Source organism: Pseudoalteromonas rubra (assembly GCF_000967655.1).
Classification (GTDB): domain Bacteria; phylum Pseudomonadota; class Gammaproteobacteria; order Enterobacterales; family Alteromonadaceae; genus Pseudoalteromonas; species Pseudoalteromonas rubra_A.
Genome location: NZ_JXYA01000031.1, coordinates 88,275 through 108,037, shown reverse-complemented (window position 1 = coordinate 108,037; position 19,763 = coordinate 88,275). Strand labels below are relative to the sequence as shown.

Sequence of the window (19,763 nt, the reverse complement as noted above, 5' to 3'; positions counted from 1 at the left end):
ATTAAACAGATCCGCTTTCCAGCGACATTATGACGTAATGGGAATAAATTTCAACTTCTAGATGTTTAGCCGTCCAAATCAATCATTCTGCAAATGCCGCCTTCAACAATGCGCAGGAACGCTGCAAAACATCATCAAGTGTCTGTATCTGTTGCCCCAGCTCTGGTGCCTGACTCGCAATCGCCCGCTCCAGCTGTGCGGCCAGCTCAGCACAGCGCAATAACCCCAGATAACCCGCCTGGCCTTTCAGTGTGTGCGCCATTCTGATGGCCCCCTCTATGTCCTGCGCCTGCAAGACCTGCGTCAGAGATGCGCAAAACCCACGCTGAGCTGCGATAAACTTGTCGGACATTTTACGATAAAAGGCAGCGTTACCATTAACGTGTTTAAGCCCCTGAGCAAAATCAAGTAATTCACAGGACGCTGGTTCTGGCTGGACGGCGGGCGCCTCTGATACAAAGGGCGGTGGCGCACTGGGCAATGGCGTGTTGTCCTGCACCACACCCTGCCTGAGTGCCTTGCGATGCAGCCACTGGTAGATCTTCTGATATGCCAGCTCAACGTTAATAGGCTTGGCAATATGGTCGTCCATCCCGCAGGCTTTGATTTGTTGCAGGTCGTGCTGCATCACATTGGCACTCAGGGCGATAATCGGCACTTGCCCGCATTCTGGCATGTTGCGGATCTCCCGGGTTGCCGTGTAGCCATCCATCACCGGCATCTGACAGTCCATTAAAACCAGGTCTACCGGATTTTCACACAAACGCTCTATGGCTTCTTTACCATGCACCGCCGTGATCACCTCCATGCCCGCATCCTGCAAGATCTCCTGAGCGATTTCGCGGTTAATGTCGTTGTCCTCAACTAACAACACCACAGCGCCCGACAGGGCCTGAAAAAGTTCTGTTTCATCAAATCGACCAGATTGCGGCACGGGTTCATCCTGCTCAAGCGCAATATCAAACTCAGCCGTAATCATAAACTGAGCCCCCTGCCCCACTTCACTTTCGCACCAGATTTTGCCCCCCATCAGACGGACCAGGTTTTTACAAATCGCCAGTCCCAGACCTGTGCCACCAAATTGCCGGGTGGTTGAGGTATCAGCCTGTGTAAACGGTGAAAATAACGTTTGCAACTGCGCCCGGGAGATCCCAATGCCAGAATCCGAGACTGTGAATAAGAGCTGCACACAGGATTCACCGCGTGCCTGAACGGCAAGCTGCAACGAGACTTTGCCATAGCGGGGAGTAAACTTAACGGCATTGCTCAACAGGTTGAGTAACACCTGGCCAAGGCGCAGGGGATCGCCCATCAGTACCTCAGGCAAACCCTCCGCACACTGCACCTCAAAGGTCAGTTGCTTTTGCTCCACCCTAGGTGCGATTAATTCGCAGGCATGATCCATCACCTTAGCCGGGCGAAACGGTACCGACTCCAGGCTCAGTTTACCGGCTTCAATTTTTGAGATATCCAGAATGTCGTTCAAGATCAGTAGCAAGCTGTCTGCCGCATATTGGATCTTGTTCAGGTAGTTGCGCATTTTGGGGGGCGCATCGATTTTCATCGCCAGGTGCGTCAGCCCGGTTATGGCATGCATGGGCGTGCGAATCTCATGAGACATGTTGGCCAGAAACTCCGATTTGGCCCGGGTGGCACTTTGCGCCGCCTGCATGGCTTCAAGGAGCTTTTTCTCGGCGTCTTTGCGCTCCGTAATATCGCGAATAATGGCAGTAAAGTAGGTAATGTCTCCAACCTGGGTTTCGGCCACGGCCAGATCAATGGGAAAGCATGCCCCATTTTTATTCCTGGCGGTCACCTCGCGTTTATTGTCTATGACCTTTTTGACCCCGGTGGCGAAATAATCCTGCATGTACTGGTCATGTTGGCTTCGATCTGGCTCAGGCATCAACATTTTTAGATTGTTACCCAGCACCTCTGCGGGCTCATAACCAAACATCTCGACCGCAGCCGGGCTAAATTCCTGCACCTCTCCACGCGTATTGATCACGATAATGGCATCGGCGGCAGTATCTATGATTGCGCGGGTCATGGCCTGGTTTTCTATCAGTGAGTGCTCCTTACGCATCTGCTCTGAGATATCCTGGACAATCCCGACCACCTTACTGCGCCCGGTAATACTGTCCTGACAACGCTCAGCCACCAGACGGACAAACCGTCTTGCGCCTTCTTTATAATGCAATTCATAACTAAAATCGTGGTGAGTCTTTTGCTCGTCTAAGATAGCTCGCATCGCAGGCTCTGCCACGTCTTCTGAGTGGCCAAATAAAGTGCGTATGCTCACCGGTTGTGATGGGTTCGCTCCGACTATGTCGTATGCTTCGTGTGAAAAATGCATCAGGCCATCGTCCAGTTCCCAGCGGCCCAGTCGCGCCATTTTTTGCGCCTGTTCATAATTGAGGTTGGCACTTTGTAGCTCCGCAGTACGTAATTTAACGCGGGACTCAAGCTCACGCTGGTTATTGTCCAACAGGGCAATATGTTCACGAATGGCGCTGGCGGCCCAGTTAAAGGTCTCGGTCAGCGTCGCAATTTCCTTGAAACCGGACTTCACGGCCTGGTGCGTATAAGTTCCATCAGCAAGTAAGGTGGCTTGCCTGGCCAGATCACCCAAAGGCGCAATGACCCGCTTTTTGAGCAATACCATAACCATCAGGATCAAAACCCCACAGCCTATCCACATAAGTGCCAGATTGAACCGAATATTGCGCCACAAGGCCTGTTCACTCAGCCTGAGATTATAATGCAGATAAATAATGCCACGGCGGGAAGAACGCAGCTCTGTACTTGAGGGCAAGGCAAAGCTCTGAAATGCCTCAAGTTGTGCGTGGTCAGCAGAAAAGGTGAGCAGCGGCATGTTGCTGCTCCGGGCGGCCTTAACCGCCTCACGGGAGCCGCGGCTTGCAATGTCCTGTACGGATTTGCCAACCTCGGCAAACTGATTGCTGAATAATATTCGCCCGGTATGATCCGCAACCACAATGCTGATGACTTCCGGCACCGTGCCAATAACAGATAAATCATGGCGAATTTCTTCGGGCCTGTCCGAGCTCAGGTTTACTTCTACATGACGTTTCAACGTCATCAGCAAATAATTAGCATGTGACTGATGGTTTGAATATGAGGCATCCCGGCTACCGGTGTAAATCACCATAGTACTCAGGCTCAGTACAGCCAGACACAACAGCAGCACACCCACTGGCACCCAAAATGCCAGCGACGTTGGTAAACCCGGTTGCCTCATTGCAGTACAAACCTCGCATCAACCAGACCGTGCACATCGGCCACGTCGTCAATCATCTTTTGCTCTACCAGCACAGACAACAGCCGCTCTACTGTTGAATACAGCGGTGGATCTGTACCTTTGCCCACCAGCAAGGCGCGATTGGTCGGAGCATCGGCCAGTGCAATACCGCCGAGCGCCGTCAAGAGTTCATTCGGTTGCAGCCCAAGCCGGGGAGACATTAGCTGTGCGGCGTTTTCCGGGTCTTGTTCTATGTATGCCAGGGTTGCAAATTGGGCCGAAACCAATGCCTGTATAGCCTCATGATGAGAGGCAAGGTGCGCTGCTCTCACCACCAGCACATCAACGATTTTGCCTGGGATCTGCGCGCTATCAAAAATAATTTTATGACTCTGATTCACAAGCTGAGTTGTGACGGGTTCAAATGTTACTACCGCATCCACTGCGCGTGACTGAAAGGCCCTAAAATGCTGATTAACAGGTAAATGCACCGCATCAATATCCGTCATGCTCAATTGTGCCGCTGCCAATGTTTCATGCAGCATCAAGGCACCAACAGCGGTTTGTTCATAGGCAATGCGCTTGCCTTTAAGCTGTGCTAATTCAGAGACAGATTCACGCACGACCACCGCATCGGCGCCGTTTGATATGTCCATGATCAAGACAATTTTGAGTGCAATCCCCTCAGCAACCAGCAGTAAGGCTTCATCAAGTGTCAGCGCTGCCACCTCGATGCGACCGTGGCGAAATGCATCCATGGTATCGGTGGCAGATAAGAGCTCAACCAACTTGATATTCTCTTCCAACAGGCCTTTTTGCTTAGCCAGATAGAGTGTCTCGTAGCCTGGCCAAAGATTAAAGCCGACCCGCAGCGGTGTGCGCGCTGCATCAGAGCACCCGGCAATCAGTGTAAACACCAGTGCTAACAACAAAAGTTTCACGGATTTCCCCATCCACTAGGTCATTGGTAAAGTTTCTTTTTGTATTCTAGTCTTGAATTGAGAACTTGGTGGCTGAACGAAGAAAATAGCGGCATATTGCACCTATCAGTCACAACGAAATTAACTAAACTGGTGGGCTGAATGGAGACAATCCTGATCGTTGATGATGACGAATTTGTTATAGAATATCATACACATATGCTGTCATCACAGTACCAGATAGAAGTCGCACAAGACGGCGAAGCGGCACTTAAGCTGGTCGATTCACGCCCGCCGAGCCTTATTCTGATGGACATTCAGATGCCGCGCATGAATGGCTATGAAGCGGCCTATAAAATCAGGCTCGCCGGGCACACCATGCCTATTTTGTTTTTCTCGAACCTCAACTCGTTAGAGGAGCGCTTAAAAGCCTATGATGCCGGCGGCAACGACTTTATCGCCAAACCGGTAGACGAACAAGAGCTGCACATCAAAGTGTCTGCCCTGCTTAAATCGCATCAGGCGCGCGCCGCTAAACCCGATGACGCGGACGACGTGGCAGTCAAAGCCTTATCGGCGCTCTCTTCATTGGGAATTGTGATGGGGTTTTATCGGGATAGCTTTCATTGCCACGAGTTGGAACACCTGGCCCAGTCCGTTTTTAGCGTGACGCGCGGATTTGGCCTGAAATGCTCTTTGATCGTTCGAAGTCACAACACCAGCCCCTGCTTTTTTGATGACGGGGTGGTTAAAAATATCGATGCGGCTTTGCTGGAGTCATTACACGGGGCAAGCCGGATCATGGCATTTGGTAAGCACAGGGCGGCGTTTAACTGGCGCCGTGCCTCCTTACTGGTAAAAAATATGCCTGAAGATCCAGAAATGGCGGGCACAATGCGAGATTATCTCGCCTATGTGATGGATGGTATGGAACAGTGTATCAACCGGGTGTTGCTGGAGCAGCAGTTGCGTCAAACCATCCGCCAGTTTAAAACCCAAAATACCAACATAAAAAACGGCATTGTGGGCCTGATTGACGATTTAGAGACACAGCTGGAATCTTTGTTTTGCACTTTGAGTATAGATAACGAATTATCTGAAGAGGCCGAGCAACAGCTTCTCACCATGATCCTGGCGGCAAGAGCGTCGGCGGACACCAAACTACAGTCTGGTAAAGAGGTAGAACGGCAACTCACCCAGCTCATAACACTCCTCGATGACCGAGCAGCCAGCACCAACAGCGCAGATATAGAGCTGTTCTGATCTATTTGCAGCGTAACTGAACAAGACCCGGGCTTTATTGACATGACACCATGCGAACCCCAAAAGATTCACATGGTGCTGATTGGAAAGGCATGGAGAAAGGACTTACTCGCATCAGGGCGATGCGATGGCAGGACTAATTGGGTTGCTCTGCCTTGATCAGGCTAATGTACCCCGTTGATGTCAGCCGATGAGTGACCTCAGTGATAAAAAAGTCGCCTTCAAGGTGATCCACTGAGCTATCAACCGAGATTAATGCTCCGGCAACAATCTCTGGATTGCCGGGCACAGTAAGTTGAACCGCGCCATGGGCGCGCTTAAGACGCGTCAGCTGACTATCGGCAGCCGCTTGTGCACTGGCTTCATCCGGATAAAGGTAAGGCAGCTTAATCACAGGCGCGCCACTGCCGGCCTGCACTGACATCCGCTGCGCCTGGTCTGAGTCGTGGTAGAAGCCTTGTACGGCCCCCACCAGGTGATAATGATTACTCACTCTGGCCCAGTGTATAATTTGGTTTTTACTCAGCGTAGCCGAGGTAACGGTTTGACCGGACAACGACTGCCCACTTCCTTTGGTCACAAACAGCAGTTTACCGGCTGCCACTTTCATCACGGCGTCGTAGCGCAAAGCAAGACGCGTGAGCAACTGCATGTCGCTTTCGCTTTGCTCCAGATGTGGCAAAGTAATACTACGCAATGCATCACTGACCCCACTTTGTAAGCCATATTCAGAGGCAATTTGCGCCACCAAATCTCCCAATGTGACGGGCGTTTCACTGCCTTGCTGCGGCCAGGAACGAAACCGGGGCGACTTAAAGTCGACATCCCACATGATGCTGTTGCCATATAAAGTCAATGCTCTGGCAGGCCCTGTGAGTTCGTATGCCCCGACATCAAACTTGCCCACCGGGGTAAGCGCAGCATGGGTATCCGGCGTACCATCTTTGTACCCCATCGCGATTTCCAGCACGTTTCCCGGCTCTGGCAGCTGGATAGGAAACTCTTCCAGGTTATCAAACCGCACCTTACACACATCACTGAGCAAACCCGTTCGCTGCGTTACCTCGACCTCAACGATCCGATCTTTCAGTCTTTGGGTAATTTCATTGCCATTGGCTTTGATAGAAAAATAGGGTTGCTGGTTCATAACTAATCCCAAATATTAATCACATGTTTGGTCTTAGGCTTGGGCAACTCCGGCAGAAAAATCTCAATGCCAGCCGGGTAAATCGCACCGAGCCCGGCTAAGCCGGTATTAGCCCCCAGCACCTTTTCCACCGTACCTGAGCTTTGTCCGTAATGGCGATAGCAGATCAGATCCAAACAATCACCATCGCGCGTTACATAACTTACGCCTTTCATGATACCTCCTACTCGGGCTCTCTGAGGATCGCCTGATAGCGACCCAGTCGCATAGAAAATTGAATTTCACGTGGAATACCGTCGTTAAAAAACAAAGTGCGCGTTTCACTGATGCTGTTGATGATCCACTTACCCAGCACTCGTCCCACACTGGGACTGGTGTTGCCACTTTGCTCCACATAACCCAGCGTTAAAGGCTGCCCCTTGGCGGCCTCTTCTCGCATGTAGTCCAGTTGTTTAAGCCCGTTGTCTACCATTTGCGGGAAAATAGTCCCCTCCAGGTCAAGCGTTTGCTCACCCACGCCGATAAACTGCATTAACGGGCTGTTGTCATCCGTTGGTGCCTCCAGGCTCTTCCAGCGGTATTGTGTGTCGTATTTCAACTTATTAAATGCAGCCGAGCTGACCGAGAACTTATAGCTGCCCAGCTGCATCATGTGTCTGGCATGATTGGTATTACTCATAGTTCACCTGAATTGTGGATTGGGCTATCAAGCCACATGATTGAAATAGCCAGCATTGAGGTCCAAAATGGCCTGCTGTTGCTGTTGTTCCAGTAGCTGCTTGACCTGAATCGCAATGTCTTGCGCCTGTTCGCCACTGCGAGCATTGACTGTAATATTGGCGTTCACCGTCACCTGTGCGCTGCGGTTATCGGATGCAAGATGTGAAGACTCAGACGCGCTGCGCACCGCTTCGGAGTCTGACAAATGCCACAGTGCATCCGGGTCAAACGGCGGCGCAGTCTGAGCGGTGACATTACCTTTGGCGTTCGCCTTTGGTTCATCACCAAACCAACTGCTTACTTGTGAGCCCACCAGTGCATTGGTCGCAAACCCGGCCAGCGGTGCTGCCATCTTGAGCCAGGGGTTGCGGCTTTTTTCCATCAACCCGCTCACGGCCTTGGCTGAAAACATGCCGCCCAGCGTACCGCCAATCACACCCGCTTTTTGCGAGCCACTCAGAGCATCATCATTGGCCGCCTGCCAAAGGGTATGGTAGTTCAGTGCGTCCCCCGCCAGGTTGCCGACTTTGGCAACCTTATGCGCAGGACTGCGTGGCTGACCTTTCAACCCTGCATAAGCCGAAGCCGTACCTGCAACCAGATTAAAGGGGTTAATAAACTGGTTTTTGATAAAGCCTTCAGCCTGAGTAAACACGCTACTTGCGCCATCAGAATTCGTCGCTGGTGAATCGGGTAACACAAGATCATGCAAGCCCTCAGCTCCTTCCTGTCCGGCACCTTGGTTGAACCAGCCACCCAATAAACTTGTCGCAGCGCCACCCACAGGACCCAGTGCCATCCCCAGCACCTTCGAGACCAGGCTGCCACCTGGGCCAGATTGAGCTGCACCGCCTGAGGCAGGTTGTGACTGACCCCCTTGTGCTAGTTGCAGCGCCGCGCCAAGTGGCCCTGCGGTTATACCCAGTGCGCCTAACACACCGTCCACTGGCGTTTTCAACTGACTTTGTTGTGCCTGGAATTCGGAGTCATTCGCTGCCACAGGCAATTTAAAACCAGGTAGTTCAGATTGCAGAACAGTCGTATTTTTTTGGGATTTTGCGGTTAACGGCGCATCAGCACCTCGACCATTGAACGCTTTGGCGACCTGACCCGACAAGCGGCTTTTAATCGACTTAGCTGAGCGCACGTTGGCTTTACCCGTTTCTTGTCTTGCCTGACGCTGAGCGAATAAGGACATCATCGGGCCAAGTGGCCCTGCTAGACCCTGAAGCAGCGCATTGCTGCCAACCTCGCTCAGCGAGCCACTTGGCGCTTTGCCAGCCAGTTCAGCCTCTGTTGCTGCTGGCCCAGTGGTCGACTTGCCTTCACCAAAGAGCTTGGATGTCAGCGACATCACCGGGCCGAGTGGCCCTGCTAGACCCTGAAGCAGCGCATTGCTGCCAACCTCGCTCAGCGAGCCACTTGGCGCTTTGCCAGCCAGCTCCGCCTCTGTCGATGCAGGCTCAGTAGTCGACTTGCCCTCACCAAAGAGCTTGGATGTCAGCGACATCACCGAACCAAGTGGCCCTGCAAGACCCTGAAGCAGCGCATTGCTGCCAATCTCGCTCAGCGAGCCTCCTGGCGTTTTGCCAGCCAGCTCCGCCTCTGTCGCTGCAGGCTCAGTGGTCGACTTGTCTTCACCAAAGCGCTTGGATGTCAGCGACATCACCGGACCAAGGGGTCCAGCTAGACCCTGAAGCAGCGCATTGCTGCCAATTTCACTCAGCGAACCACCTGGCGTTTTGCCAGCCAGCTCCGTCTCTGTCGATGCAGGCTCAGTGGTCGACTTGCCCTCACCAAAGCGCTTGGATGTCATCGACACCACCGGGCCAAGTGGCACCGCAAGATCCTGAAGCAGCGCATTGCTGCTTGCCTGATTAGCCAAATCTCCCGGCTTGATGTCTGATTGCTCGGGCGTTACAGGCTCCGGATGAAGCTCGGAAGTCGCAATTGCCGCTTCCTCAACTTCTTCAGAGACCATGTCTGTACTTAGCTCAGGTTCGGGGTCATCCTCAAACCAGCCACCGAGCTTGTCTCCTAACCAGCCACCAACAGACTCTCCACCCATGGCGCCCCGCCCCCCGCCGATCAGGCCTCCAACGGCCGTTCCAATACCCGGAATGACGGAGCCCAACGCGGCGCCTGCAGCAGCTCCGGCCCAGGCTCCCCCGGCACCACCCACCGCAGTGCCTAGCTGTTGGGTTTTCTGCTGCGCGGTCAAGGTATCGTCAGACAGTGTCGTCGCGACATCAACTGCGCCCATGACTGCACTCAAAGGCGCAGCCATCTTGCCAAATAGTTTGGCCCCGGGCAGACGACTCAGAAAACCACCTTTTTTCCCTGCAAACTGACCAAGCTTGGCGTTTTTAGGGCTGTTGGCCGTCATTTTTTGTGGACTCTGACTGCCTTTATCGAGCTGACGCATGACATTGCCAAGCTTACTCTGTTTGGGTTTAGGTTTAGGCTTGGGCTTTGGATGAGATTTGCCGGGTTTAGCACGCGTCTTGCCTGGCCGCGCTGATACGTCCTTGCGTGTGTTACCTTTCCCTTTCGCGCCTTTTCCTTTGCCTTTAGCGCCCTTGCCTTTGCCCTTTTTGCCTTTATTACGGCCTTTACCTGGCTTTTTCTTGTTCTTTTTGTCTTTTTTCTTCTTATCCTGGTCTTTTTGTTCGTCGTCCTGCTCGGCTTCATCAAGCAAGTCATACTCATCAAATTCTTCGTAAGCCGCATCCTCAGAGTCTGCATATTCCGAGTCTGATGCCACATCGCTCTGATCTGGCTCACCCTGCGCGTCGCCTGCCTGCGCCCCTTCTTCGCTGCTGTCGCCAAACAAGCCAGAATCACTGAGCCACTGAGACGCCGCATCCCCTAAAGAGGACAAGTCGCCTTGCAAAAGACCGGGTACATCCAGTTGCTTAAACACCGCTTCATGTTGCTGAATAAAGGCGGCAGCATCACTCATACCCAGTGCGCTAAACACATCCGGTGCAATGTCAACCAAAGAGGACAGATCACCGTCCATTACCCCTTTAATATCGAGCTGTTCAAAAATGCCTGAATGTTGCTGTAATAAAGAGGCGGCATCTTTCATACCAAAGGCATTGAGCAGCTCCGGGCCGGCCTGTGCCAAAGAAGACAAGTCGCCGCTCATCAGACCGTCCAGGTCAAACTTTTGCAGCGCTGGTAACGCGGACTGCATGACGCTCCCGACATCGCTCAGCTCAAGTACATCGAACAACTCAGGTGCCACATCAAGCAAACTGCTGAGGTCGCCCTTCATCATGGCCGCTGCATCGAGTTTACCCAGCATCGGCATGGCTTTTTCCATCACCTGTGCAGCCCCTGGCATGTTCAGGGACTTAAACAACTCAGGTGCCGCCTGCCCCAGCGATGTCAGGTCGCCATTCATCAGGCCTTTAACATCCAGCTTTTGTACCACAGAGGCATGTTGCTGCAATAAATTTGCCGCATCGCCCATGCCCAAGCCATGGAGTAATTCTGGGCCGGCTTCGACCAGCGAAGACAGATCACCGGCCAGTAAGCCGTCAACATCAAATTTCTGTAAAGCAGGCAACGCTGCACCTATCAGCTGCCCGGCATCGCCCAGTTGCAACGCGTCAGCCAGCTCAGGCGCAGCACTCATGAGGCTCGACAAGTCGCCCTGTGCAATGCCCTTCATGTCCAGTTTCGTCAGGCCAGGGATCGCCGCCTGGAATTTATCAGCGACCTCATCCAGCTCAAAGGCACGCATCACCTCAGGCGTCGCATGCAACAAGCTGCTGAGATCGCCCTCCACCAGGGCCGCCGGATCCAGCTTGGCAAACACCGGCATGGCTTTTTGCATCGCCTGCGCTGCGCCAGGCATGTTCAGCGCCTCAAAGACCTCTGGCACTACCTCACTTAACGAAGACAAGTCGCCATTCATCAGGCCTTTCACATCCAGCTTCTGGATAAGCCCTGAATGTTGCTCAAAAACTGTGGCCACCTCGTTCATACCAAAGGCATTGAACAGCTCAGGCGCGGTTTCAACCAAAGAGGTTAAATCCCCGCTCAATACGCCTTGCGCATCAATTTTCTGTAGCGCAGGCAGGATATTGGCCATGCTGCGGGCTGCACCCGGCATATCCAGGGCACTGAAGACCTGTGGTGCCTGATCCAGCAATGAGCTCAGGTCGCCACTGACAATCCCGGCCATATCCAGCTGTTTGAGTGCGGGAAGTGCCCGGGTTACGGCACCTGAGGCACCATCCAGACCCAGCTCAGTCAACACACCTGGCGTGACTTCGAGCAAAGATTGCAGATCGCCCTGTAACACACCCGCCAGGTCCAGTTGCGCCATCGCTGGCAACTCAGCCGCCAGTGTTTTTTGCAATCCGGGTATATCTGCCACATCCAGCAACACCGGCAATGCGGCCTGGATTGCCTGCAAATCGCCCGCCAGCATACCGCCCAGATCCAGCTGTTGCAGCGCCGGCAGGGTCGCTTTAAATTGCGCGACCACAGTGGGCAGGCCAGATGCCTCACCCAGCTGCGGGGCCAGTGCCGTTAACTGCCCAAGCTCTGCAGATGCCCCCGTTGCAGGTGCAACCGAAACCGTGTTTTGCTGCGTACTAAGCGGACCTGCAACGGATGCAGACGGAGCAGCCGCTGCACCATTGACTTCAAGGTGTGTGGCCTGTTGCGGTGCACTTGATTGCGGTGTAACAAATTGCGCAGCAGTCGCTATTGGCTGTGGCACTGAAGCTGCCTCATGGGCGCTATTAACCACAACAGCCGGCGACAAATCCAGACTGGTAATCGCCGACGTCAGCTTATCTATGGCCTGCACTAACTGATCTGAGTGCTCAAAGACCTCGCTCTGTTCCGCCTCAAGCGTATCTGGGGTCGCCCCGGCATCTGCTGCCTGCTCTTTCGCAGCCGGCTTAAAAAATTGCCTAAGCTGGGCCTGTAAATTGGCTTCGTTTGGGTCCAGCAGCGCCATGGCATTGAGTTGCGACATGGCATTCAACAGCTGGTTGACGGATTGGGTACTGGCGTGACTGTGTGCTTTTAACTCTTTAAGCGCATCACCCAGTTTGGCCAGTCGCTTCGCTGTACTCCCGCTGTGTGGGAGGCGATATTTAACTTTGTTTTCGGCCCCGGCGGGGGAACGAAGATGGTCGACAGATCCCTGTTGCTTCATAATATTACCTGAGAATGACTAGAAAAATGGCACGCACGCCAAGACAAAAATGACAGACACGGCAGCCGCCTCAGGCGCACAGCATGAGGGTTTCGGTCCGTATCGGGATGAAGAAATTTTGGAAAGCGAAAAGGTGCTTTATAGGTAAGCGCTCTGATATGGAGCACTTACCTATAAAGGCTGACGGGTGTGAATTGCCCGCCAGCCCTAACCCGCCCACGAGTCAGGAGGGAGTGGTTGCGCGTTTGTAGTCAACCGCTGCCTCAAACCAGTCGATTAACTCGTCTTCGGTTAACGCGTTAAGCTCAGCCAGGCCCCAACCTGTGTATTTGGCCAGGGCCACGACCATGGCTCTTAAGCGCCTGGGCGGGATACGAGAAAAGCCTGTAAGGTTTCTCTGAGCTTCACAAAGTCGCTCCAGTCAAGCTCTTCGATGATATCCGGCGAGACTTCACACAAATTGGAGAAGTAACGAATTTCACTTTCCGACTCGCTGATATCTGCCTTATCCACCATTAACCGGTCACGTACTTTAGGTCGTCTCATTGTTAGTTCGGCATACTCATGCCCATCAACCGTGATTGGAAATGCCAGGGTAATGATTTCTTTCATGCTTTTGCTCCTATTTATTGTTATTGCGAGTTAGTGCTTAAGCGCCAATGGCGTTACGCAGCAGTTCCATGTGGTCTTTGCCGTTGATCTTACGCACATCGTTGTATAGGTCGATTTCGTAGATGGTGTCCGGACCAATCTGAAGCTTGTACTTTTGTACCGCATATTGCAGTGTCAGCTTGGCTTCTTCACCGTCTTTCCAGTTACCCATGTCGACTTCTTTGAAGAAGCCTTCCAAAGTAACCACGACCGGTACCGGCGAATCGCCCTGTGCCTGAATCGCACCGCGCGCTGTCAGTGGTGTCGTTGCACTACTCCAGTCGCCCAGTAGCTTCATCATGTCGGCGTTGTACTCAAGCAAAGTCACCGTGCCTTCCAGCTTTTCCAGTTGGCCCACATCCAGCTCGATTGGCGCCTGGAAGCCAGAAGTCACTTCACGGGTTTTCACGGTTACTTTTGGTAACGTAAGCTCGTCCGCAATGCCCAGGTAGCCTTTACCATCTACGAACAGTTTGAATTTTTTAAGGATTTTAGGAGACATTGCCATTATACGATTTCCTCTAGGTAGTTGTTTGTCATGATGCTCTTGAAGGTGATGTGCTCAGCAGGCGTAGGTGGTGTAAAGTCAAAGCTAAAGAACACTTTGCCGGCCTGAATGTTTTCCGGTGTGTTTTGCTCTTCATCTGCCCAGATCTCACCGCCCAGAATTGCGCCCTGTGCCTTCAGGTTGTCCAGGTATGACTGAACACTTTGCGTCACATCTTCGATGTAAGTTTTGGTGATATTGCGGTCAACGGCCCACATGTGCGCGCGTTGCAGTGAATCGTTGATCATGTCTGCGGTACGTACCACTGACAGGAATGCCCATTTAGGGTCGCTTGAACACGTGCGGTTACCCCACAGCTTGAAGCCATTTTGACGAATGATGGTCGCCACATCTTTGCTGTTAAGCTGGTTTGCACTGGCAAGCGGGTCGCCCAGCTGGAAGTCAACCGGACGAGCGGTACCGGCAATGCCATTGATAACGGTGTTACTCGGGCTCCACCAGAAACCACGGTCATTGTCAGATTTGGCAATCAAACCTGCAACACGGGCACTGGCCGGCTCAGCCTGCAGCTTGTCGCCTTTTAGTACATTGACCTGAGGGTCAACCAGGAAAAGACGGCGCGAGCCAAACTCATTACGGTATTCCGCCGCTTTCTGGTCGCTATCATTTGGACCATCCGCGATAACCACAGCACGTAAGCGCTCTGCAACCGCAATAAGCTCATCTGCCACGGCTTTTTGATGACTGAATCCAGGTGCTACCAGAATACGCGGTGTCACACCTAATACAGACTCTGAGCCCAGGAATGCTTCAATCGCCTTTGGCTGAGTGTCGCTGCCAACCATGGCGGTAGTCGCAGCACTGTCATCTGCGCCTTCAACACGGATAACCACAACCGCAGCACCGGCCTGGTCAAAAATACCATCAATGGCGCGCAGCAGGCTGCCTTTTTTCGCATCATCAATGTCTGTGACAGCGTTACGCGCTTGCTCTTCGACCTTGTCCTGAATAGCGGTTTTTTCTTCAGCAGACAGCACATAGTCAGCATCTTTGCCATTTGCCGCCTTGAACGCTTCAACAGCCGCCAGATACTCAGCGCTGGTTTCTTGTTTTGCTAAGTCACCTGCCTTGGTTTTCGCCTCATCCAACAACGTCTGATAGGCTGCGCCTTTGGTATCAACCAACTTCATGGCATCTGCGCGCTTACCTGCGATCAATACCGGTGTATTGGCCGGAAACGCAGTAGTATCAGCAAGGGGGGCTGTACCAATGACTCCAATTACAGAGCTTTTAACGGTTTTAACTGGGCGAGTACCAGACTGCGCCTCGATTACTTCTACACCGTGTAGAAATTCAGACATAGTTATCTCCTTTAAAGGTATGTCAATTAGCTAATAAAAAAGCCACAGGGGTGCGGATGGCTCCGCCCTTACCTGTGGCTTAAGTTGATAATGATTAGAATGAAAATGGTTAAAAAATTAGAACTGGATCCCTTCTATGGTCACCGGTTGTCCGCTAATGAGGTATAACCCCTCAATGGTAATAGACAACTTGCCATTACCTGCCGGGTGCACCGCCACGCCTTCAAGGCGAAACCTGGGCTCCCACAATTCCAGCGCATTGGATATCACCATAGTGATGTCGCCCACCAGCGAATGTGAAAATGGACGGTCGACCAGCTCATACAGACCGCAGCCGTAGTTGCGGCGCATGACCCGACTGCCCAAAGGCGTGGTCACGATATCGCGAATACTTTGTCTGAGATGCGTCAACCCGCTCAGCGGCTTGCCTGTTTGTGCATCCATCCCCGCCATGCTTATTACTCCTTATGAATTGATATCCAGCTTGCTATCTCCCCCAGTAAGTAATGCACCGCAAGAGGTTTTATCACCCACCCGGGCAATTGCTTTATCACCCAGCGTGAAGAGTTTACTGCCCTCAATGACTGTGCCTGGAGGGTGAGGGGTTTGTTTGCTCTTATCCCAGTGCCCCATCACCAGGTCATCAACCAGGATGACCGGATCGCCATTGACGGTAAATTTACGATCAGGATCCAGGAGCTCTACTTTTCCGGGGTCAAAACTGGCGTCATGTGCTTCGCCCCCGGCTTTATCTCCCTTAATGCTGACATCTGCCATCCTTACCTCCTGTTATTAACTTGCCTTAATCTTGCCGCCTTTAAGCAACAGGTCAGCACCACCCGCGTCAACCTCCAAGGGGCCGCCCGTGGACTTAACAGATACCGTATTGCCCTCAAGGGTTAATGCGCCCTGGCTGGCCTTGACTGTCAGTGCTCCCTGCTGCGCCAATACGTTCAGGCCGCTCTGTAAGGCTTCGATATTGAGCTCTCCCTGCTCAGCTTTAATATTCAGTTCACCTTGTTCAGCGTTGATATTCAGCGTGCTTTGCTTGGCTGTCAGGTTAAGTTCATTACCCGCACTCAACGTAGCATTGTTGTCAACGGTAATATTCGCATCTCGCAATACATTCACCTGTGCATCGCGGTCGCACTGGATATGCGCATCATTTTCGCAGTGAAGCCGAATATCTCTGGCAGAATGAATGTGGATCTGAGCCTGTTCATTGCCATCACGATTCGGCACATACAAATGATAGATATGGCGCTCGGTGTCATACTCCACCAAAGCGCCGTCCTGATAGCGGGTGCGATGCACATGCTCTCGGCTACTCGCCGCGGGGTAGCTTTCTCCCTCACCCGCCCCCAATACATGATCGGGTTTATGATGATCGGCCGCAGCACTGTAAACGCTGCCCAGCACCACGCCCTGCGCGGTGTCGCCGCACGGTGCCAGCACCACAACCTGCTCGCCTATTTCAGGTGCTCGCCAGCTCATATTGTGCGCGGCCATATCGGCCAGCCAGGGCAGCTTTGCCGTGATCCAGTCACCTATTTTGACTTTGACACGGGCAGTCTCATAATCGACTTCGTGCACCGTACCCAGCGTGATCAGCTTGCTTAAGCGATGCTGTAAGTCAGAGACCGCCAGTTCGGACTGCATGGGGTCGGGTCTCATACTACCTCCGCGCTTGATGCGTCACTGCTGTAAATCAACTTGTGCTCATAGCCCTTTTGTCCCAGATACACTTCAGTGATGGCGGTACCTGGTAGTTCTGGGTATTCCACCTGATAATAGAAGGTCCAGTTCACTTGCAGCCGGGCCTTAATGGCTTCATCTTGCTGAGTAAAGTCAAACGTCGTTTGCTCGGCAATAAAATGTTGCCAGTGGGTGGGCACGTCGTCCGCCAGCATCGCAGCTTCGCCTACGCTGAGTACCTCATCCAGCCTTTCCAGCAGCCTGGCTTTATCGCCATCGAGCAACTCAATATCGAGCTGCACACTCAGCACCCGCCTGTCAAGCAGGTTCGGGCTGAGGTTTTTGTTGTACGCCGGTCCATAGCTAACACCTTTGTCGGTGCCTTTACTTTGCAGCTCGCTGGCCTGACGCTCCTGTGTCGGCGTTACCGTCAGTTGCGCATGCTGGGTCAGGTCCGGGGCCACCTGGCTCGGGATTAGGTAATCCACCTGAGCCACCTGTGCCAGGGACGCTGTCAGGCGCTCAAGCACCTGGGTGATTAAGGTCGTTCGTTGCATAGACTTGCTCTTAGATTAAAAAGACTCGAAGACAATCCGTGAGTCAGGGCGGGCGACGTGCCCGAAGGTGTAGTTCAGGAGTCAGTTTCACTGACTAGGCGATAGCCCCCAGTTTCTGAAAATTCAGCAGTATCTTGACTGTTAGCGATATCACATCAGTGGTTAAGGGGCTGGCTGTAGCGCTTAGTAAAATTCAACAACCTCCCACCACTTACTCTAAAAAGTGCTACCTGTTTATCAGGCAACGTGCCATTGCTTTTAAATGAGCAATTGATAGCCTGTTATTTGCAGCGCACATTCCCCCCTAAAATTGGTTCCAGGATGGTTGTTCATGACTTACCCGCATGTTACTTGGTCGCGCTCTATCCGATGAATACTCGCATTGAACCGACAATGCTCTGTAGGCGCCACAATGAAACTTAGGGTCGACCTTGAATGTTATTCTGGCAACGCCCGGACCAAAGCCCTGATTTACCGCCCTAAAGTTGAATGGAAACGAGTTGCTATAATCATCTATTTTAGGGTTAAGCTCTTGTTCGCGGTTTTCGTTTGGCTCGGAAACAAACAGAGCTAAGTGACCATTCTGTGTATGTTCCGTGATATTCTTGATTTCAACACGGCCAGATACACAATCTTCGAACGACGTACCAGTAATCACAATATGATCACTGGTGCTGTACATTCCTCTGTGTGACATAATAAATTCGCAACGGAAACGGTCACCGTAGTTACCGAACCAGCCATTTGCACCAGCAACAAACTCTAGCAAGTTTATATAATAAGGTTCTTTCGGATTAGCGCATGCCCGAAAGTCTGGATGAGGTCCCTGGCCTCTTTCATCATATCCACCATTATCCAAGACCTGCGCAAAGGAAAAACGCTTATTACGGCCTTCTTTGTGCACTAAGAGTCCATTTACGACCTCTGTGAAAGATCCCTTCCAGTCATCAAACTCTGCTTTGGCCTGCTGCAAACTGGTATTTATATTATCGCTCTGTTGTGCCACCGTCTGACACAGTGCATTGGCCCGTACGGCCACATCACTGAGCCGCTCAGTCGTGGTTTTATTGTCCGTTGACATAGTGTCTCCTGTGAGCCTTGCCGAGGAGTGGCAGGCTTAGAATCGGCAACCCTGTGCCGCTGTATAATTCAGGTAATAAAAAGGCGTGCATGACGCCCAGGGGAAGAATCCGAAGTCTTGAGCTAACTTTCTCAAGCTTAGGTATATCTTACTGATTTCCCGTAGGTAAAACCGGTCAATTCTGACCGGGTCAGGGAAAAAAGAACAAGGCACGTATCATTTGTGCCTGCGTTCAGGCTTAATCCTCAGAGACAGGTGTCTGCGGTAAAGGAAAGCGCGCTTTAATCTCGGCCACTTTATCAAGCCAAGCTTGTTTAGCCGCCTCTGTCTGGTCGAATTGCCATTCCATGTAGAGTGGGTCTGACTCACGCAGGTAAGAAAGTCGGCGATATTCCAGTGCTTCTTCGTGCTCAAAACGAAAAGTCAGTGCCTCAAACGGCACATCTATCTCATTCATTGACAGAAAATGGCGGATCTGGGCCTCATTCATCAGCTCACCCAAAGTCGCCAGTACAGTATCGTTGTGGATTAATTGCATGTGTTGATCCTTGCTTACGTATTAGGCTGTAGGGGTTTCGAGTTCATTCACTCGTGAATTCAGGGTCGCGATACTGCCAGTCAGGCTTTCAATATCACTGGGCCTTGCAAATTCCGGATAGCAGCCCCATGCATTACCTTCCAGGTTTACATACCCAGACACTGAACCATATAGACAGATCAAAGCCTCTCCCGTCTCAGACGAAAATGACAGCGCGGTGTGCGGGGCGTAAAAGCCACCGGTTGACGAATTTGCTTTTTGCCGGTAAGCATGGAGCTTCCACCCGTCATTAAACTCAGTCACAGGCTGTAGGTCTCCTGCCAGTTGCCCTTCTATTACTTTGATATAGCAGCCTTTAGTGAGCGTACCCTGATCGTACCCATGAGAATAGGTATTATCTAATCGCACTGTTTTACCTGGACTCGTTTTCCATTTAACTCTGAGAATATGGAACTTCTTGTTGACATAGCCTCTGTAAACATTATCCCTAAAACTTGTAGCGACCCCGCCTCCGGTATGGTCTTCATCATGTTTGCCTACCTGACCATATATCGTTGCCTCCTTGACAACTTCAAAGGACTCAAGCCCTGTAGTGGTAAATCCTTTAATCGCATTACTACCCAGCGGCTCCATCTGCTGGTTTCGGCTTAGCAAAATATGGGACTGCTCAGCGCGTGCATCGGCAATATAATTTTGTATATCCGCCTGCGCCTGTTGTTTTGCTACATCCAGTTCGGCCTTTTTGGCATTCACCGTGGCGTTGATATTACCGGCATGATCTTGCACACTCTGGCACAGGGCATTAGCACGTACGGCCACCTGGGTGAGTAATTCAGTGGTATTGTCTGTTGACATATTAAATCCTTAAAAAGTCCTAT

The 19,763-nt window shown here is 52.1% G+C and carries 18 protein-coding genes; 1 reads left to right on the top strand and 17 read right to left on the bottom strand.

The window, feature by feature from the left end:
- Window positions 1-82: 82 nt before the first annotated feature.
- Both TW77_RS24330 and TW77_RS14145 read right to left on the bottom strand, forming a co-directional pair.
- Entirely contained in the window at window positions 83-3,262 is a 3,180-nt protein-coding gene (locus TW77_RS24330) for a PAS domain S-box protein (RefSeq protein ID WP_052713196.1), read from the bottom strand.
- The gene (locus TW77_RS14145; protein WP_162197961.1) at window positions 3,259-4,203 is read right to left on the bottom strand and encodes an ABC transporter substrate-binding protein; all 945 of its coding nucleotides are present in this window, start codon (window positions 4,201-4,203) and stop codon (window positions 3,259-3,261) included. The genes TW77_RS24330 and TW77_RS14145 overlap by 4 nt, the downstream gene beginning before the upstream one ends.
- A gap of 141 nt (window positions 4,204-4,344) precedes the next feature.
- Between TW77_RS14145 and TW77_RS14140 the strand changes: the two genes are divergently transcribed.
- The gene (locus TW77_RS14140; RefSeq protein WP_046005621.1) at window positions 4,345-5,445 is read left to right on the top strand and encodes a response regulator; all 1,101 of its coding nucleotides are present in this window, start codon (window positions 4,345-4,347) and stop codon (window positions 5,443-5,445) included.
- A 136-nt stretch (window positions 5,446-5,581) separates the two neighbouring features.
- Here TW77_RS14140 and TW77_RS14135 read toward each other — a convergent pair whose 3' ends face one another.
- The 15 genes from TW77_RS14135 to TW77_RS14070 form a co-directional block, all read right to left on the bottom strand.
- Window positions 5,582-6,592: a phage late control D family protein gene (locus tag TW77_RS14135; RefSeq protein ID WP_046005620.1), complete on the bottom strand. Its 1,011-nt coding sequence runs from the start codon at window positions 6,590-6,592 to the stop codon at window positions 5,582-5,584.
- A gap of 2 nt (window positions 6,593-6,594) precedes the next feature.
- A complete protein-coding gene (locus TW77_RS14130; RefSeq protein ID WP_046005619.1) occupies window positions 6,595-6,807 on the bottom strand; it encodes a tail protein X in 213 nt (70 codons plus the stop codon).
- 8 nt (window positions 6,808-6,815) lie between these two features.
- On the bottom strand, window positions 6,816-7,271 hold the full coding sequence (locus tag TW77_RS14125; RefSeq protein WP_046005618.1) for a phage tail protein: 456 nt from the start codon (window positions 7,269-7,271) through the stop codon (window positions 6,816-6,818).
- 27 nt (window positions 7,272-7,298) lie between these two features.
- The gene (locus tag TW77_RS14120; protein WP_046005617.1) at window positions 7,299-12,494 is read right to left on the bottom strand and encodes a hypothetical protein; all 5,196 of its coding nucleotides are present in this window, start codon (window positions 12,492-12,494) and stop codon (window positions 7,299-7,301) included.
- Window positions 12,495-12,717: 223 nt separating this feature from the next.
- Window positions 12,718-12,843: a hypothetical protein gene (locus TW77_RS25960; protein WP_268836137.1), complete on the bottom strand. Its 126-nt coding sequence runs from the start codon at window positions 12,841-12,843 to the stop codon at window positions 12,718-12,720.
- A 5-nt stretch (window positions 12,844-12,848) separates the two neighbouring features.
- Complete coding sequence (locus tag TW77_RS14115) at window positions 12,849-13,106, bottom strand: phage tail assembly protein (protein ID WP_010385143.1); 258 nt, start codon at window positions 13,104-13,106, stop codon at window positions 12,849-12,851.
- A gap of 37 nt (window positions 13,107-13,143) precedes the next feature.
- Window positions 13,144-13,653 (bottom strand): phage major tail tube protein, encoded by a 510-nt coding sequence (locus tag TW77_RS14110; RefSeq protein ID WP_052713195.1) that lies wholly within the window; start codon window positions 13,651-13,653, stop codon window positions 13,144-13,146.
- Window positions 13,653-15,014 carry a phage tail sheath subtilisin-like domain-containing protein gene (locus tag TW77_RS14105; RefSeq protein ID WP_046005616.1) on the bottom strand — a complete coding sequence of 454 codons (1,362 nt, stop codon included), beginning with the start codon at window positions 15,012-15,014 and terminating at the stop codon, window positions 13,653-13,655. Before TW77_RS14105 ends, TW77_RS14110 begins: the two co-directional genes overlap by 1 nt.
- A gap of 117 nt (window positions 15,015-15,131) precedes the next feature.
- A complete protein-coding gene (locus TW77_RS14100) occupies window positions 15,132-15,467 on the bottom strand; it encodes a GPW/gp25 family protein (protein ID WP_046005615.1) in 336 nt (111 codons plus the stop codon).
- Between the two features lie 12 nt (window positions 15,468-15,479).
- Window positions 15,480-15,791 (bottom strand): PAAR domain-containing protein, encoded by a 312-nt coding sequence (locus tag TW77_RS14095; protein WP_046005614.1) that lies wholly within the window; start codon window positions 15,789-15,791, stop codon window positions 15,480-15,482.
- A gap of 15 nt (window positions 15,792-15,806) precedes the next feature.
- On the bottom strand, window positions 15,807-16,688 hold the full coding sequence (locus tag TW77_RS24325) for a phage baseplate assembly protein V (RefSeq protein WP_052713194.1): 882 nt from the start codon (window positions 16,686-16,688) through the stop codon (window positions 15,807-15,809).
- Complete coding sequence (locus TW77_RS14085; protein ID WP_046005613.1) at window positions 16,685-17,266, bottom strand: hypothetical protein; 582 nt, start codon at window positions 17,264-17,266, stop codon at window positions 16,685-16,687. Before TW77_RS14085 ends, TW77_RS24325 begins: the two co-directional genes overlap by 4 nt.
- A 304-nt stretch (window positions 17,267-17,570) precedes the next feature.
- Window positions 17,571-18,347 (bottom strand): hypothetical protein, encoded by a 777-nt coding sequence (locus TW77_RS14080; protein ID WP_046005612.1) that lies wholly within the window; start codon window positions 18,345-18,347, stop codon window positions 17,571-17,573.
- A 238-nt stretch (window positions 18,348-18,585) separates the two neighbouring features.
- On the bottom strand, window positions 18,586-18,885 hold the full coding sequence (locus tag TW77_RS14075; protein ID WP_046005611.1) for a hypothetical protein: 300 nt from the start codon (window positions 18,883-18,885) through the stop codon (window positions 18,586-18,588).
- A 21-nt stretch (window positions 18,886-18,906) separates the two neighbouring features.
- A complete protein-coding gene (locus TW77_RS14070; RefSeq protein ID WP_052713193.1) occupies window positions 18,907-19,740 on the bottom strand; it encodes a hypothetical protein in 834 nt (277 codons plus the stop codon).
- Between the last annotated feature and the right edge of the window lie 23 nt (window positions 19,741-19,763).